General features: G+C 74.6%; 13 protein-coding genes. 4 read left to right on the top strand and 9 right to left on the bottom strand.

Annotated features, from left to right (window positions below; genetic code table 11):
• Positions 1 to 24: 24 nt before the first annotated feature.
• Both ACFQ9Z_RS30635 and ACFQ9Z_RS30630 read right to left on the bottom strand, forming a co-directional pair.
• Complete coding sequence (locus ACFQ9Z_RS30635; protein ID WP_383026273.1) at positions 25 to 522, bottom strand: SHOCT domain-containing protein; 498 nt, start codon at positions 520 to 522, stop codon at positions 25 to 27.
• A gap of 841 nt (positions 523 to 1,363) precedes the next feature.
• The gene (locus ACFQ9Z_RS30630; RefSeq protein ID WP_383026270.1) at positions 1,364 to 2,050 is read right to left on the bottom strand and encodes an HdeD family acid-resistance protein; all 687 of its coding nucleotides are present in this window, start codon (positions 2,048 to 2,050) and stop codon (positions 1,364 to 1,366) included.
• Between the two features lie 195 nt (positions 2,051 to 2,245).
• Here ACFQ9Z_RS30630 and ACFQ9Z_RS30625 point away from each other — a divergent pair, with 195 nt between their 5' ends.
• Positions 2,246 to 3,655, top strand: a complete 1,410-nt coding sequence (locus ACFQ9Z_RS30625; RefSeq protein ID WP_383026266.1) for a DUF2252 domain-containing protein — start codon at positions 2,246 to 2,248, stop codon at positions 3,653 to 3,655.
• Between the two features lie 54 nt (positions 3,656 to 3,709).
• Here ACFQ9Z_RS30625 and ACFQ9Z_RS30620 read toward each other — a convergent pair whose 3' ends face one another.
• The 5 genes from ACFQ9Z_RS30620 to ACFQ9Z_RS30600 all read right to left on the bottom strand — a co-directional run bounded on the left by ACFQ9Z_RS30620 (position 3,710) and on the right by ACFQ9Z_RS30600 (position 10,440).
• Complete coding sequence (locus tag ACFQ9Z_RS30620) at positions 3,710 to 3,907, bottom strand: hypothetical protein (protein WP_281295715.1); 198 nt, start codon at positions 3,905 to 3,907, stop codon at positions 3,710 to 3,712.
• A 162-nt stretch (positions 3,908 to 4,069) separates the two neighbouring features.
• The gene (locus ACFQ9Z_RS30615; RefSeq protein ID WP_383026261.1) at positions 4,070 to 4,588 is read right to left on the bottom strand and encodes a hypothetical protein; all 519 of its coding nucleotides are present in this window, start codon (positions 4,586 to 4,588) and stop codon (positions 4,070 to 4,072) included.
• 18 nt (positions 4,589 to 4,606) lie between these two features.
• The gene (locus tag ACFQ9Z_RS30610) at positions 4,607 to 6,238 is read right to left on the bottom strand and encodes an MFS transporter (RefSeq protein ID WP_383026259.1); all 1,632 of its coding nucleotides are present in this window, start codon (positions 6,236 to 6,238) and stop codon (positions 4,607 to 4,609) included.
• A gap of 29 nt (positions 6,239 to 6,267) precedes the next feature.
• Positions 6,268 to 9,027: a LuxR C-terminal-related transcriptional regulator gene (locus ACFQ9Z_RS30605; protein WP_383026255.1), complete on the bottom strand. Its 2,760-nt coding sequence runs from the start codon at positions 9,025 to 9,027 to the stop codon at positions 6,268 to 6,270.
• Positions 9,028 to 9,201: 174 nt separating this feature from the next.
• Positions 9,202 to 10,440, bottom strand: coding sequence for a hypothetical protein (locus ACFQ9Z_RS30600; protein WP_383026251.1), 1,239 nt, complete (start codon positions 10,438 to 10,440; stop codon positions 9,202 to 9,204).
• 741 nt (positions 10,441 to 11,181) lie between these two features.
• Here ACFQ9Z_RS30600 and ACFQ9Z_RS30595 point away from each other — a divergent pair.
• The 3 genes from ACFQ9Z_RS30595 to ACFQ9Z_RS30585 all read left to right on the top strand — a co-directional run bounded on the left by ACFQ9Z_RS30595 (position 11,182) and on the right by ACFQ9Z_RS30585 (position 13,034).
• On the top strand, positions 11,182 to 12,069 hold the full coding sequence (locus ACFQ9Z_RS30595) for a hypothetical protein (RefSeq protein WP_383026248.1): 888 nt from the start codon (positions 11,182 to 11,184) through the stop codon (positions 12,067 to 12,069).
• A 162-nt stretch (positions 12,070 to 12,231) separates the two neighbouring features.
• Positions 12,232 to 12,690, top strand: a complete 459-nt coding sequence (locus ACFQ9Z_RS30590) for a DUF6325 family protein (RefSeq protein WP_383026244.1) — start codon at positions 12,232 to 12,234, stop codon at positions 12,688 to 12,690.
• Between the two features lie 35 nt (positions 12,691 to 12,725).
• Complete coding sequence (locus ACFQ9Z_RS30585) at positions 12,726 to 13,034, top strand: SHOCT domain-containing protein (protein WP_383026241.1); 309 nt, start codon at positions 12,726 to 12,728, stop codon at positions 13,032 to 13,034.
• An 83-nt stretch (positions 13,035 to 13,117) separates the two neighbouring features.
• Here the strand turns inward: ACFQ9Z_RS30585 and ACFQ9Z_RS30580 are convergent, their stop codons facing one another.
• Together ACFQ9Z_RS30580 and ACFQ9Z_RS30575 are read right to left on the bottom strand one after the other, a co-directional pair.
• On the bottom strand, positions 13,118 to 13,627 hold the full coding sequence (locus ACFQ9Z_RS30580; protein ID WP_383026238.1) for an O-acetyl-ADP-ribose deacetylase: 510 nt from the start codon (positions 13,625 to 13,627) through the stop codon (positions 13,118 to 13,120).
• Complete coding sequence (locus ACFQ9Z_RS30575; RefSeq protein ID WP_383026233.1) at positions 13,624 to 15,033, bottom strand: phytoene desaturase family protein; 1,410 nt, start codon at positions 15,031 to 15,033, stop codon at positions 13,624 to 13,626. The genes ACFQ9Z_RS30580 and ACFQ9Z_RS30575 overlap by 4 nt, the downstream gene beginning before the upstream one ends.
• Positions 15,034 to 15,111: the final 78 nt, after the last annotated feature.

Genomic DNA, 15,111 nt, shown 5'->3' with positions numbered 1-15,111 from the left:
TCCGTTCGTCGAGGTGGGAGGTGCTCAGCGTCCGGACGAGGTCGGTACGCCGCGAGCCGGCTGCTGCGCGGTCCCGGAACCGGAGCCGGTGCCACTGCCGCTGCCGCTGAGGACCAGTTCCTTCGCCCGGCGGAACTCGTCCTCGCTGATGTCGCCGCGCGAGCGCATCTCGGACAGCTTGGCGAGTTCGTCGGCGCTGCTCCTGCGGTCCGCGCCGCCCAGCGCGGTCTCCCGGACGTAGGAGTCGAAGGCTGCCTGCTGGGCGCGTGCCTGCTCCATCTCCCGCTTGCCCATGCCCTTGCCGCGAGCGATCAGGTAGACGAGGACGCCCAGGAAGGGCAGCACGATCACGAAGAGCGTCCAGCCGGCCTTGGCCCAGCCGTTCATGCCGTCGTCGCGGAAGATGTCGACGATGATCCGGAACAGCAGGACGAACCACATGATCCACAGGAAGAACACCAGCATCGTCCAGAAGGCGCTCAGCAGTGGATAGTCGTACGCGAGGTAGGTCTGCGCGCTCATTTCTCTCCTCAGTTCCGGGGCTCCGGCCTGTCGAGCCGGCCGGGCCGGTGTGTGCCGATCCCAGAGTGCGCGGGGCGGGACGGGGCGGCCTCACCCGAGGCGGGTGATCGTGGCCGCCGCGCCGCCGCCACCCGCCGCCCCCGGAGCGAGCGGCGGACCGTCCAGCCGTCCTGAGACGGCGGCCCTGCGGCGGCGGGCCGGGCGGCGGTCAGGCGGTGCCGCAGCAGGGGGGCCGAGCGGTGGTCAGGCGGTGCCGCAACGGCGAGGCCGAACGGTGATCAGGCGGTGCCGCAACCGCGAGGCCGAACGGCGGTCCCGCACGAGGGGGCCGGGGGACGTCTCCCGGCGACGGGGCCGTCCGGCGGTCTCACAGCGAGGGGGAAGCCGTCTCCCGACGGCAGGGCGGGCCGTCCGGCGGTCTCACCCGAGGGGCCCGGTACGCGGCCTTGGGGCGGCGGAGTCGACCAGCGGCCTCTCAGCCACGTCGACCAGCGGCCTCACAGTCGACCAGCGGCCTCACAGCAGCAGGGCCAACCGGCGGTTCCACAACGACGGAGCCTGCCCGCGGCCTCACGGCGACGGCGCCGATCGACGCTCTCGGCTCAGCGGAGTCAACCGGCGGTCCCAGGGGACGGAGCCAACCAGCGGTCCCGCGGCGGCGGAGCCGAGCAGTAGGCCCAGTGCGACCGAGCCGGCCGGCGGCCACCAGCGGGACGGGGCCCGGCCGACGATCTCAGCGCTACGGGGCCAACCGAAGGTCTCAGCGCGACGCAGCCGACCGACGATCTCAGCGCGACGGAGCCGGCCGACGGGCTCAGCGCCACGAAGCCGGCCGACGGGCTCAGCGCGGTGGGCCGGGCCTGTCCGGTGGGGCGGTCGACGTGGTCCGCAGGGCGTCCGGCGCGTAAGTCGCGCGGCGCAGTGCGGCACGCCAGGCGAGGGCGACCGCGAGTTCGACCAGGCCCAGCAGCACGAGCCACAGCCCGAGCAGCCGGGTCAGCGCCCGCGCCGACTCGGCGGGCAGGACGAGCACCACGATCCCGGCGACGATGCCGAGCAGCGCGGCGCCGAGGACCACCCCGCGGTGCGGGAGGTCCTCGGCGGAGATCGCGGTGTAGAGGCTGAGGATGCCGGACGTCAGCCAGGCGAGTCCGACGATCAGGGACAGCGCGGTGACGGTCTGCAGCGGGTTGCGCAGGCAGAGCACGCCGGCCAGGACGAACAGCACCGCGATGACCAGCCCGGGCAGCCGTTCCCCGGCCCCCTCCCGGGAGAAGGCCGTCACGAACCGCAGCGCGCCGATCAGCAGCAGGTAGAGGCCGATGACGACGGCCAGCACGTGCAGCGTCTCGTCCGGCCAGACCAGGATCAGCACACCCGGGACCAGCGTCACCACCGCCGAGCCCAGGATCCAGACCCACGACCGGGCGAGCGCCGTCATGGCCTCCCCCGGCGGCGGCCCCGCGGCCGCCCCGCCGAACGCATGCGACGGTCCGGTGCCCGGTGCCGTGCCACGCGGCTCGGTCATGGCTCCTCCTCGCGTGGACGACGGGGCGTCTCCGGGCCGCCGGCGGGGCGGCGCGCGAACCCCTCGACGGAAAGCATCCCGCTCCGGCCGGTGCGAGGGATCACCCGCGGTGGGTGATCCCTCGCCCGGTGCCGGAACGGTGGAGTGACACGGGGGTGAGGTACACGGGGGTGAGGTACGAGGAGGGCTCCGCACATGACCGCACCGAGTGCCGCCACCGTCTCGTGGTCGCCCGCGGACCGCGCCGCCCACGGCAGGAACGCCCGGTCCCGGGTACCGCGCTCGGGGCACGGCGTCTTCGTGACCGCGCCGGACCGGCCGGACGTGATCGACGTGCTGGCGCGTCAGTCGGCGACCCGGTTACCGGAGTTGGTGCCGATCCGCTACGGCCGCATGCTCGAGTCCCCGTTCCGCTTCTACCGCGGCGCCGCCGCGGTCATGGCGGCCGACCTCGGCCCGCTGCCCCGCACCGGGCTCGAGGTGCAACTGTGCGGCGACGCCCATCTGCTGAACTTCCGGCTGCTGGCCTCGCCCGAACGGCGTCTGGTCTTCGACATCAACGACTTCGACGAGACCTTCCCGGGCCCGTTCGAGTGGGACGTGAAACGGCTCGCGGCCAGTCTCGTCATCGCGGGCCGGGCCAACGGCTTCCCGGTCGGGCGGCAGGACGAGGCGGTGCTGCGGTGCGTGCGGGCCTACCGGGAACGCATGCGGGAGTTCGCCCGCATGCGCACGCTGGACGTCTGGTACGCCCAGGACGACGCGGACCGGATGCGCCGGCTGCTGGCCTCCGCCCTGGACAAGGAGGGCAGGCGCCGTACCGCACGGGCGACCGCGCGCGCCCGCACGCGCACCCACATGCGGGCCTTCGCCAAGCTGACCACGCTGACCCCGCGGGGCCGCCGGATCACCGCTGACCCACCGCTGATCACTCCCCTGCGCGACCTGGAGGCCGGCGCCCCGGCCGAGCAGGAGGACCGGTACCTGCAGTCGCTGCTGGAGCAGTACGCGCGCACGCTCCCCTCGGAGCGGCGGCATCTGCTGCGGCACTACCGGCTGGTGGACGCGGCCCGCAAGGTGGTGGGCGTCGGCAGCGTCGGCACCCGCTGCTGGATCCTGCTGCTGCTCGGCCGGGACGACGACGATCCCCTGCTGCTGCAGGCCAAGGAGGCCCAGGCGTCGGTGCTGGCCCCGTACACGGACGGGGAGCGGTACGACAACCAGGGCACCCGGGTGGTGGCGGGGCAGCGGCTCATGCAGACGACCAGCGACATCTTCCTGGGCTGGACCCACGTCGTCGGCCTCGACGGACTCGGCCGGGACTTCTACGTGCGGCAACTGCTCGACTGGAAGGGCATCGCCCGGCCGGAGACCATGGACCCGGCTCTGCTGGACCTGTTCGGCCAGGTGTGCGGGGCCTCGCTGGCCCGGGCCCACGCCCGCTCCGGCGACCCGGTCGCCATCGCCGCCTACCTCGGCGGCGGGGACCGCTTCGACCGTGCGCTGCCGCACTTCGCCCAGGCGTACGCGGACCAGAACGAGCGGGACTTCGCCGCCCTGGGCGAGGCCGCGCGCGCGGGGCGGGTGGAGGCGGCGGACCTGTGAGCGACGGGCCCGGCCGGAACGGGCCCGTACGGCCGCGGGTCCGGACTCGGTTTCTCATTCGGGGAGTTGCCGCATCTCCACGACCCGCAGGCCGAGCGACTGGCAGCGGACCAGCAGCCCGTAGAGGTGCGCCTGGTCGATGATCCGGCCGAACAGGACTGTCTGACCGGACATCATCACATGGTCGAACTCGGGGAAGGCCTTGGTCAGGGTCTCCGACATGTGTCCATCGACGCGGATCTCATAGCGCATGTGCCGTTCTCCCGCCGCGGGCCGGCTGCGGTGTCACCTGCGATCCTGCTCCGTTCCCGGGCCACCGGACCTCACCCGGTGCAGGTGATAAGGGGTCCGGCGGCCGGTGGCGCCGGACGGCGCGGGCCGATCGGTGGGTCGGCGGGTCGGTGGGTCAGTGGGTCAGTGGGTCAGTGCGAGCTTGAAGGCGATGATGACCAGTCCGAGCAGCAGATTGACCGCCGCGGTGACGGACACCAGCCGCCAGGAGGCGCCCGCCTGCCGTGCGCCGACCGCCGACCAGCCCACCTGGCCGGCCACGGCCACCGCGACCGCGAGCCACACGGCGCCCGCCACGTCCAGACCCAGCAGCGGGCTCACGGCGACGGCCAGGGCCGGCGGAACGGCCGCCTCGACGATCGGCCACTCCTCGCGGCACACCCGCCGGACGGTCGGGCCGTCCAGCGAGCGCTGCGCGAGCCGGGCGCCGAACAGTTGGGCGTGCACGTGCCCGATCCAGAAGACGAGGCCGGTGAGCACCAGCAGCACCACCAGTTGCACCCGGGGGAACTTGCCCAGCCCACCGGCGCCGATGACCACGGACGCGGCGAGCATCGACCCGTAGACGGCGCCGGTGTAGTCGGCGTGTGCGCGGCGCTCGGCCGATGGTGTCCGTGTGGCGGTGGGCCGGGTCGAGGGCATCGGCGTCGCCTTTCGCGCTCACTCCGGGGCGCCGGTGGCGCCGGCCGGAGCGCCGTACGCCGGCCGTGCCGGGCGGCCACGGCCCGGCGCGGCCGGCAGATGGCGTGTGACGAGGAAACTCGCGAGGGTGATCGCGCCGGTGGCGAGGATGGCCGCCCGCAGGCCGTCGAGCTGCGCCGTGGCGTACGAGTCCGTCAGGGCGTCGACCTCGGCCGGGGGCGCCCCGGCCCGCTGGGCCGCTGAGCGCACCTGGTCCGTGGGCACGAAGGTGACCCCGGCTTCGAGGGCCACTCCGGTCTGCCGCTTGGTCTGCTCCGACAGCAGCGCGTTGTTCTGCACGTCCGCGGTGAACGCGTGTGCCAGCGCTCCGATCAGGATCGAGCCGATGAGCGCGGTGCCCAGTGCCGAGCCGAGGTTCTGCGAGGTGAACTGCAGGCCGCCGGCCTCGCTGCGTTCCTCCTCGCCCACGCTGGACTGCACGACATTGCCGAGCTGCGAGGCGAGCAGGCCCATGCCGATGCCGAGCACGGCCATCGCGGCGGCGAACTGCGCGTCGTCGATGACGGGGTCGATGGTGGCCAGCAGCCACACGACGGCGACGGTCAGCGTCAGCAGGGCCAGCCGTACGACCCGGCGCGGCCCCAGGGTGCGCCCGAGCCGGGCGGCGGTCAGCGAGGTGACCAGCATCGTGACGGACACCGGCAGCAGCCGCAGGCCCGTCCGGAAGGCGTCGAAGCCCTGCACGACCTGGAGGTACAGCGGGATGGTGAAGAACAGTCCCAGCAGGATCAGGTTCTGGCTCAGCAGGCACAGCAGCCCCGATCGAAGCGGTGGCACGCGGAGCAGCGAGAGGTGCACCAGGGGGTCGGCGCCCTTGGCCTCACGCGCGCGCTCCCAGCGTACGAAGCAGGACAGCACGGCCACCCCGGCGCCGATGACGAACAGGGTCGGCGCGAAGCCGAGGACGGTGAAGGGCGGGTTGCGCGGCTGCACCCAGCCCCAGGTGCTGCTCTGCAGCACGCCGAGCACGCCCAGGGCCAGGCCGGCCGCCGAGAGGACCGCGCCGATGCCGTCCAGCCGGGGCGCCGGTCCGGTCCGCGGCGACTCCTTGATCACCCGGTGGCAGCACAGGACGGCGACGACGACCACGACCTCGCCCGCGAAGACCAGCCGCCAGGTCAGGTACGTGGTCACCCAGCCGCCCAGCAGCGGGCCGACCGCGATGCCCGCGCCGGCCAGGCCGCCGATGACGCCGTAGGCGACCGCCCGGTCCCGTCCCCGGTAGGACTCGGCGACCAGGGCCGCCATGGCCGGCAGCACCATCGCGGCGCCGAGGCCCTCGATGACGGACCAGCCCAGCGTGAGGACCCACAGCGTGGGCGCCAGGGCGGTCAGGGCCGACCCGGTGCCGTAGACCACGAGACCGGACAGGAACAGGCGACGGCGGCCGTGGATGTCGCCGAACCTGCCCCCGATGATCATGAAAGCCGCCATGACCAGCGCGTACAGGGTGATGACGGCCTGGATGGCGGTCACCTCGGTGTGGAAGTCCTCGACCAGCCTGCTGATGGAGACGTTCATGACGGAGGTGTCCAGCACCATGAGGAACTGGGCCGTGCCCAGCACCATCAGCGCTCCCCAGTGTCGCAATGCCCACCTCACCGAGTTGTGTGCCGGGTTCAGATCAGTCCCCGTTCGCGGGCCTGCCGTACCGCGTCGCCGCGCCGGTTCACGCCGAGTTTCCGGTAGACGCTCTTGAGGTGGGTCTTCACGGTGTTGACCGACACGTACAGGTCGGCGGCGATCTCCTCCGTGGACATCATCTGCGCGAGCCGGCCCAGCACCTCGCGCTCGCGGCGGCTCAGCTCCTCGACGACCAGCGGCGCGGACTCGACGGCCGCGCCGGGACGGCTCCGCTCCGCCGGGGCGCCGGGGACGAGCCAGCCGGCGGCCAGGGCCTGCAGGGGCGGGGTGTCCAGGAGGTGCCGGATCCGGGGTCCGGCCTCGACGAAGGGCCGCCGCAGCCGTTCCCCGCGCGCTTCCAGCAGGGCCCGGGCGAGCAGCTTGCGGGCGGCGGCGTCGTCCCCCTCGTCCTGGGCCGCCCGCGCGCGCACCAGCGCGGCCCGCACGGTGACGCCCGGACCCAGAGCGTCCCGGCCGCCCACCAGGTCGAGGAGGCCGATCGCCGTGTCGCGGTCACCTGCGGCGAGCCTGGCCCAGGCCAGCTCCGCCGCGTACGCGGGCTCGCCGGCGTACGGCACCTCGTCGAGCACCTTCGCGGCGCAGTCCGGACGGCCCTCGGCAAGCTGGGCCGCGGCGGTGACCAGCGCGGTGTGCACCTCCGCCCAGGGGGAGGCCGTCAGGGCCGGCACGACGAGCCCGGTCGCTGCCGCGGCGGCCCGGGGCTCGCCGCGCGCCAGCAGCAGCCGCGCCGTCGCCAGGGACCGGCCGGCCGCGGTCACCGGGTCGAGCGGTACGGCCCCGGAGCCGGCCGTGCCGTCCAGCAGACGGCGTGCCTGCGCGAGGTCGTCGCGTTCGACGGCCACCGCGGCCAGCACGAGCTGCCCGAGACCCGGGCCGGAGGGGCGGCCCAGGCCGAACTGCTCCGTCTCGTCCAGGGCCGCCAGCGCCTGGCGCTCGGCCCGGCCCGGCCAGCCGTTCAGGTAATCGATCAGAGCCAGGTGCCCGAGGGAGTCCTCCCGGGGCAGGGCCGTCGAGACGCCGCCGGGGCAGCCGGCCGCCTGCGCCAGGGCGTCGCGAGCGTCGTCGAAGCGGCCGGCCCACAGTCGGGCGGAACCCAGGTGGGTGAGGAGCAGGGCGGTGAACTCGGGGTGCTTGCGCAGCAGGTGGGCGGGTATCTCGCCGCGCAGCCGGACGGCCTCCGCCACCGCCTTCTCGGCCCGTCCCGGCGAGCCGGTCAGCCGCGCCGCCAGGGCCTCCAGCAGGGCGCAGCCCAGCCGGTCCGCCGCGTCGGAGGGCGGCTCGTGAGTGCCTTCCGCGGAGCGCGGGGCGCGCTCGTCGCGCGGGCCGCCTCCGGGGCGCGCGGCCCGCTCGGCCCGGGGGCGTTCCCCCGCCCGCAGCATCTTCTCGGCCCGGCGCAGGTGGCTCAGGCCGCGGCCCATGTCACGCCCCGCCAGGTCGCGCGCTGCGCGCACGAGTTCCGCCGCCGGGCCCGGGACCTCCGGTCCCATCCGGGCGAACAGCTCGGTGAGGTCGTCCGCGCGCAGGCCGGTGAAGAGCTGCCCGATCGCCAGGTCGTCGACAAGGGCCCGGGCGGCGAACTCCCAGTCGCCCGCGGCGGCGCCGTGCGCCAGTGCCTCAGGCAGCGAACCGGAGGCGCGCAGCCACCGGGCGGCACGCCGGTGGAGTTCGGGTTCGAGGCCCGGCGAGCGGACCCGCAGATGGGTCCGCAGGATCTCGCCGAACAGCGGGTGCAGCCGGTACCAGGAGTGCCCGAGGTCCTCGATGAACGCGTTCTGGGTGTGCAGTCCGGCGAGCTCCGGCTCGACGCCGCCGGCGCCGGTCAGCGCCTCGGCCAGTCCCGGGCAGAACCGCTCCACGACGCTGACGTCCAGCAGCAGGTCCTGGGTCCGGGCCGGCTGCCGTTTCAGCACCTCGGCGAGGAGGAAGTCGGCGATCGTGGACCGGCCCGCCTCGAAGTCCGCGAGGTACGTCTCGGGGTCCGGGTGCTGCTGGGCCGCCATGGCGCACAGCCGCAGCCCGGCGGCCCAGCCGCGGGTGCGCTCCACCAGGGCGCGGGTGGCGTCGGCGGACAGGCACAGGCCGTGCCGCTCCAGGAGGGCGGCCGCCTCGTCGGCGGTGAAGGCCAGCTCGGCGTCCCGGATCTCGGTCATGGCCGCGGCGGCCCGGTACCGGTGCAGCGGCAGCAGCGGCTCGGTGCGGGTGACGAGGATCAGGCGCAGCCCGGGGCCGGCGTGGTGGAGCACGAACTCGAGCTGGTCGGCGATCTGCGGGGTGGTCACCCGGTCGAACTCGTCGAGCACCAGGACGGCGGGGCGCGGGCGTCCGCTCAGCTCGTCGGCGAGGCGGGCCAGCAGGGTGCGTTCCACCCGGCCGGCGTCGCCCGGGCAGCCGATCTCGGCGGGCAGGGGCAGGCCGGCGGCGCGCAGGGCCTGGAGCACGTAGGCCCAGAACACTCCGCAGCCCTGGTCCTCCGTCTCGTTGGTGAACCAGGCGACCGGCTGCCCGAGGCGGGCGGCCCAGTCCGCGACCAGCAGGGTCTTGCCCGCGCCGGCCGAGCCGTTCACCATCGTCAGCGGGGTGCCGAGGGCCTGATCGAGGTGTTCGGTCAGCCGCCGGCGGCGCAGGAAGGTGGCCGGCCGGGCGGGCAGGGCGAAGCGGGTCTGCAGAAACGGCTCTCCCAGCGGGTCGACATACGCGGCGGCTGGGCGCCGCGTGTTCTCGTGTCTCGCAGCCACGGGGTCATCACCCCCGTCCGACAGCCCATGGACACTTGCTCTCCTCGATCAGGATCGCAGTCTTCCCGTCCGCGCGCAGTTCGCACGGCGGCGGCCGCGACCGGCGGCACCGGCGGCGGGCCCCTCGCGCCCGCTCCGCCTGGGCCGAACGCCGCACGAGCGGTGCCCTCGCGGTCAGGTCTCGTCGCCGGGCGGTCGCGCCGGTCCGCGTGCCGAGCGCAGGTCGGCACGGCCGCCCGCGGCGAGCAGCGCCAGCAGCGCCAGCACCCCGAGCAGCACGAGGACCAGCAGCAGCACCGTGAGCACCGTCGGATGGTTCCAGAGCGCGAAGACCAGCGCGATGATCAGCAGGACGGCGAGGGTGATGACCCGGCGGTAGGCCAGTGTCCAGGAGCCGACCCGTCCGGTGCTGATGTGGTGGGCCGCCGCCCAGCGGGCGGCGGAGTCGGCCGTGTGGTCGGACGCGCCGCGGACGGCCACGGGCAGCCGTCCGGGCCCCACGAGGTAGGCGCCCAGCGCGATGACGACGCCGAGGACGACGGCCGTGCGCAGGCTGACCCGCAGGAAGTGCACCAGGGTGTCGAAGACGGCCGCGGCGGCGGCCTTCGACTGCACCTTCGGCGGCAGGTGGTCGAGGTAGTAGCGGCGGGCCAGGACCAGGGCGATCGCCACCACCAGGCAGGCGAAGGCCGCGCCCAGCGCGGTGCGGGCGAGCGCCCTTCGTCGCCGGCGGGCCAGGAACACCCCGGCGACGCCGAGAACGACGACGAGCACCGGGAACCAGTTGCCCACGACGTCGAGGAGGTGGGCCGCCTTGCGGAACTTGGCGAGTTCCTCGGACTGGAACAGCACCAGTTGCTTGTCCACCTGCGGAATCCTGGCGGCGGGCTTCAGCCCGGCATCGACCAGTTCCTGTTTGACCCGGTCGACGGCCGTGCCGACGTCCAGGGAGACCGTGCCGTCGCTGACGCCGACGGCACCGCGTCCCTGGCCGGTCAGGGCGTGCACGACGGCGTTGTGGGCGGCGCGGTTGGCGGTGTTCCACACGGTCGCGAAGGCGTCGCTGTCGACGACGCGGGTGGCGGTCTTCGTGACGGCCTGGTTGGCGGCGGAGTCGAGCTGCGGTCCCAGTCCCCTGACCGCGTCGGCGGCAAGCGGCGGCAGACCCTGGGACTGCAGCCAGGAGGCGATGTCCGCGGCGGCCCGCTGACCGTCGACGTGCGCGCCGACGGCCTCCGTGATCCGGTGGACCGCGGCGTCCCGCACGGCGGGGTTCTTGGCCAGTGGATCGACCGTGGCCACGTAGCGGTCGGTGTCGAGCACGATGTCGTGCACCCAGGTGGCGAGCAGCGCGACGGGCACGAGGACGCACGTCAGCACGATCAGCACGGCGGAGGCGACCGCGCGCGCCATGCGCCCGGCGCTCCGTCCCCGCGGCGCCCCGCCCTCCCCGCCGGACCCGCCGGACCCGCCGGACCCCCGCCCCGGTGGCCCCGGGGGCTCGCCGGGCGGATGCCGGTCGGCACCGGGGACGTCCCCGCGCCCCGGGGGGCCGGAAGCGTGCGCGCCGTGACCCGGTCCGGGCTCCTGCGGGGCGGCGCCCGGGCGCCCGGGGCCGGGGGCCGTCGCCCGCGCGGCAGCCGGGTCCCCCGGCTGAGCACCGGGGCCCGGCGCGTGCGGGTCAGGGGCCGGGTGGCCGGGACCGGGGCCGGATGACTGCGCGTCAGGGGCCGCGTTCGAGGGGCCTGGGCCCGGTGCCTGCGGGTCCGGGTGCCTGGAGTCGGGACCGGGGCCGGGGCCGGATGACTGCGCGTCGGGGGCCGCGTTCGAGGGGCCCGGGCCCGGTGCCTGCGGGTCGGGGTGCCGGGGGCCGGGGCCGGGTGCGTGCGGGTCGGATGAGGCTGGCACGAGGGGCCTCCGGCGTGTAGGGGCGCGGACACCCCCATTGCGTCAGGTCCACGGGTGCCACGCGCGCTGGGTGGACCGGACGGGCGAGCGACGGGGCGCCGTCCGCGCGGCCGAAGGAAGAAGCGGCCGTGCCGCCACGCGGTGGACGGGGCCGGACGGGCGACCGGGCGCCGGACGGCGGACGGTCTCCGGGGTGCCGTGCCGCGCTCCGGCCCCCAGTCTGGACGCAGCGAAAGGAGCCACGCCATGCCGACCTCCGTGCGGGTGCCGGCGGTGGGCCGGCTGGTCGCCTGGGCGAAGTCGGCTCACCGCCGGGCGGAGATCCGCTTGCCGGTGCTCACCCATCTCGCGGACCGCATGGTGTCGGTGAACATCTTCGACTCCGGCACCCGCCTCGCCGCACAGTGCTTCCTGACGGCGGTCCCGCTGCTCTTCGTCTTCGCGGCCTACGCCCCTTCAGCGGTGCGCCACCAGTTGATCGAGTCGGTGCGCGCGGTGTTCGGGCTGACGGGCGCGGCCAACGCCGAGCTGGAGAAGGTCTTCGAACCCACGACCGGCAATCTCCAGGAGGCCACGGGCATCGTGGGCGGTCTGATGGTGCTGCTGTCCGCCACCGCCGTCAGCCGGGCCATGCAGCGGCTGTGCAAGCGCGCCTGGGAGATCCCCCGGGCGGGCGCCCGCATCGCTCCATGGCGGTGGCTGGCCTGGCTCGCCCTTTGGCTCGGGGTTCTGGTGCTCCAAGGCCCGGTGCGGAACGGTTTCGGGGTGGGCGCCTGGCTGGGCGTGCCCCTGACGCTCCTCACCCAGGTGGGGCTGTGGTGGTGGACCCAGCACCTGCTGCTCGGCGGCCTGGTCGGCTGGAAGCCCCTGCTGCCGGGCGCGGTGCTCACGGCGGCGGTCCTCACCGTGCTGGCGACGACCGCGCGCCTGTACATGCCGCGGGCGCTGAACCGGGCCCTGGCCGAGTACGGTCCGGCGGGCTCCGTCTTCGTGCTGCTGTCCTGGCTGATCGTGGTCTGCGTCGCGGCGGCCGTCAGCGTCAGCGTCGGCGCCGTCACCGCCCAGGAACCGTTCCTGGCGCACCGCCTCGGCGCACCGCCGCCCCTGCGGGACCGCGACCCGCGGACCTCCTGACCCGCCGTCGCGAGGATCGCCACGGCCGTTGGCTGATCGGCAGGAGCATCCACCAGCTCACCGCCCGACGCGCACGGACACGGGCACGGAGGTGCGGGGCCCATCGCCCCATGCTGGAATTGGGTCCAGGGGTCGGACCAACGCAGCTCCCAGGGAGTGGTCATGGACAGCGTCGAAGAAATGGGCCCCGTCGACTACCTCGTGATCGAGTTCCCCGGCAACCGGATGACGGGCGAGGCGTTCCCGCTGCTCGTCGACCTGGCCGACCGGGGCATCGTGCGCATCATCGATCTCGCCTTCGTCCGCAAGGAGAGCGACGGCTCGGTCGTGGCCCTGGAACTGAGGGACCTCGGGGACGAGATCGACCTGACCGTCTTCGAGGGCGCCTCCGCCGGGGTGCTGGACCAGAGCGACATCGACGAGGCCGGCAACGCGCTGGAGCCGGGCAACTCCGCGGCGGTGCTGGTGTACGAGAACCTGTGGGCCGCTCCCCTGGCCGCCGCCCTGCGCCGCAGCGGCGCCCAGCTCGTGGCGAGCGGCCGCATCCCCGTCCAGGCGCTGCTGGCTTCGCTGGACGCCACGGAGGAGACGGCTCCCCGCGGCGGTTCCGCGGCGGCCTGACCGGCCGGCCCTTTCCACACTGGGAGATGACGATCATGCCCGGACTGATCAGGGGCGTCGCACGCACCGCCGTCGTCGCCGGTACGGCCACCGCCGTGTCCAACCGCGTCTCACGACGGCAGGCCGGCCGGTGGGCGCAGCAGGACTACGAGCAGCAGCAACAGCAGTACGGACAGCAGCAGTACGCGCAGCAACAGCAGCGGATGGCCCCGCCGCCCGCACCCGCTGCGGGCGACGACATGACCACCAAGATCGACCAGCTCAAGGAGCTCGCCGATCTGAAGTCGCAAGGGATCCTCACGGACGAGGAGTTCGAGGCCCAGAAGCGCCGGCTGCTGAGCTGAGTGCCGGGCCGTGGCGGGCCCGGCGGCGCCGGGCCCGCCGTCCGCGCACGCTCAGCCGGACGTGCGGTCAGCCGGGCACGCGCTCAGCCGGCCTGCGCTGCGAACGCCTGGTACGCCCGCTCGTCGAAGAGGACGAAGCGTGCCTCCTCGACCGAGGTCGGTGTGGCGCGCACCGTCTCCACCGCGATGCGGGCCGCGTCGTCCATCGGCCACCGGTAGACGCCGGTGGAGACGGCCGGGAACGCGACCGTACGGGCGCCGAGTTCGTCGGCGACCCGCAGGGACTCCCGGTAGCAGGAGGCGAGGAGTTCCGAGCGGTCCTCGCCGGCGGACCAGACCGGCCCCACCGTGTGGATGACCCAGCGGGCGTCCAGCGCGCCCGCCGTGGTGGCGACCGCCTGGCCGGTGGGCAGGCCCCTGCCGTACCTGGAGGCGCGCAGGGCGCGGCACTCCTCGAGGATCGCGGCGCCGCCCCTGCGGTGGATGGCCCCGTCCACCCCTCCGCCGCCGAGCAGGGAGGAGTTGGCGGCGTTGACGATCGCGTCGGCGCTCTGCCGGGTGATGTCGCCCCGGACGAAGGTGATCGTGGTCATTTCTGCCTCAGTCTCCGCCAGACGGCCTTGGCCGCGTTGTGCCCCGACATGCCGTGCACGCCCGGGCCCGGCGGGGTGGCCGAGGAGCAGATGAAGACGGCCGGGTGGGGGGTGTGGTACGGGAACATGGACAGTCTGGGGCGCAGCAGCAGCTGGAGGCCGGAGGCCGCGCCGCAGGCGATGTCGCCGCCGACGTAGTTGGCGTTGTGGGCGGCGAGTTCGGCCGGGCCCATGGTGGCGCGGGCGAGGACGCGGTCGCGGAATCCGGGGGCGAAGCGCTCCAGTTGGCGTTCGATGGCGTCGGTCAGGTCGCCCCGCCAGCCGTTCGGGACGTGGCCGTAGGTCCAGAAGACGTGCTTGCCCTCGGGCGCCCGGGTCGGGTCGGCGACGCTGGGCTGGACGGTGATCAGGAACGGCCGGTCGGGGGCCCGGCCCGCACGGGACGCGGCGTGCAGCGCGGTGCCGATCTCGGCCTGGCTCGCGCCGACCTGCACGGTGCCGGCGACCCGGGCCTCGGGGGCGGTCCAGGGAACCGGTCCGTCCAGCGCGTAGTCGATCTTGAACACGCTGGGGCCGTAGCGGAAGCGGTCGTAGTACCCGCCGAAGCCGGCGATGCGGGCGAGCGCGGCGGGCGAGGTGTCGAAGACGTAGGCGCGGGCCGGCGGCAGGTCGTCGAGCCGCTTGACCTCGTAGTCGGTGTGGACGGCGCCGCCGAGGTCCGTGAGGTAGGCGGCGAGGGCGTCCGAGACGGCCTGGGATCCGCCGCGGGCCAGGGGCCAGCCGCGGGCGTGCGCGGCCAGCGCGAAGACCAGGCCGATGGCGCCGGTGGCGAGGCCGCCGAGCGGGGCGATCACATGGGCGACGAGGCCGGAGAAGAGGGCCTTGACCGGCTCGTCGCGGAAGCGGCGCATCAGCAGGGTGGAGGGCGGCAGCCCGGCGAGGCCGAAGCGGGCCAGGGTGACCGGGTCGCGGGGCAGCGCGGTCGACGGCAGGGACATGAAGTCCCTCACCAGGGTGTCCCACTTGGCCAGGAACGGCTCGACGAGTCTGCGGTACGCGCCCGCGTCGCGCGGACCGAAGGAGGCCGCCGTCTCGGCGACGGACCGGGCCAGCACGGCGGCGCTCCCGTCCGGGAACGGGTGTGCCATCGGCAGGTCCGCGTGCACCCACTCGAGGCCGTACCGCTCGAGCGGCAGGGCGCGGAAGGCGGGCGAGTTGATGCCGAGGGGGTGCGCGGCCGAGCACGGGTCGTGCCGGAAGCCCGGCAGCGTCAGCTCCTCGGTGCGCGCGCCGCCGCCGACGGTGGACCGCGCCTCGAACAGGGCGACGGAGTGGCCCCTGCGGGCCAGCTCCACGGCAGCGGTCAGTCCGTTCGGTCCCGCACCCACCACGACCGCATCGAGCATCGACGGCACCTTCGGACTCCTTCGTCAGCCGATGGCCACTCGCGATCAGGATATGCCGGTGTCCCCGCGGTGACCGGG

Source organism: Streptomyces sp. NPDC056580, from assembly GCF_042793175.1.
Lineage (GTDB): Bacteria > Actinomycetota > Actinomycetes > Streptomycetales > Streptomycetaceae > Streptomyces.
The sequence above is the reverse complement of the archived record's forward strand: the minus strand, read 5'-3'. Positions and strand labels throughout refer to the sequence as shown.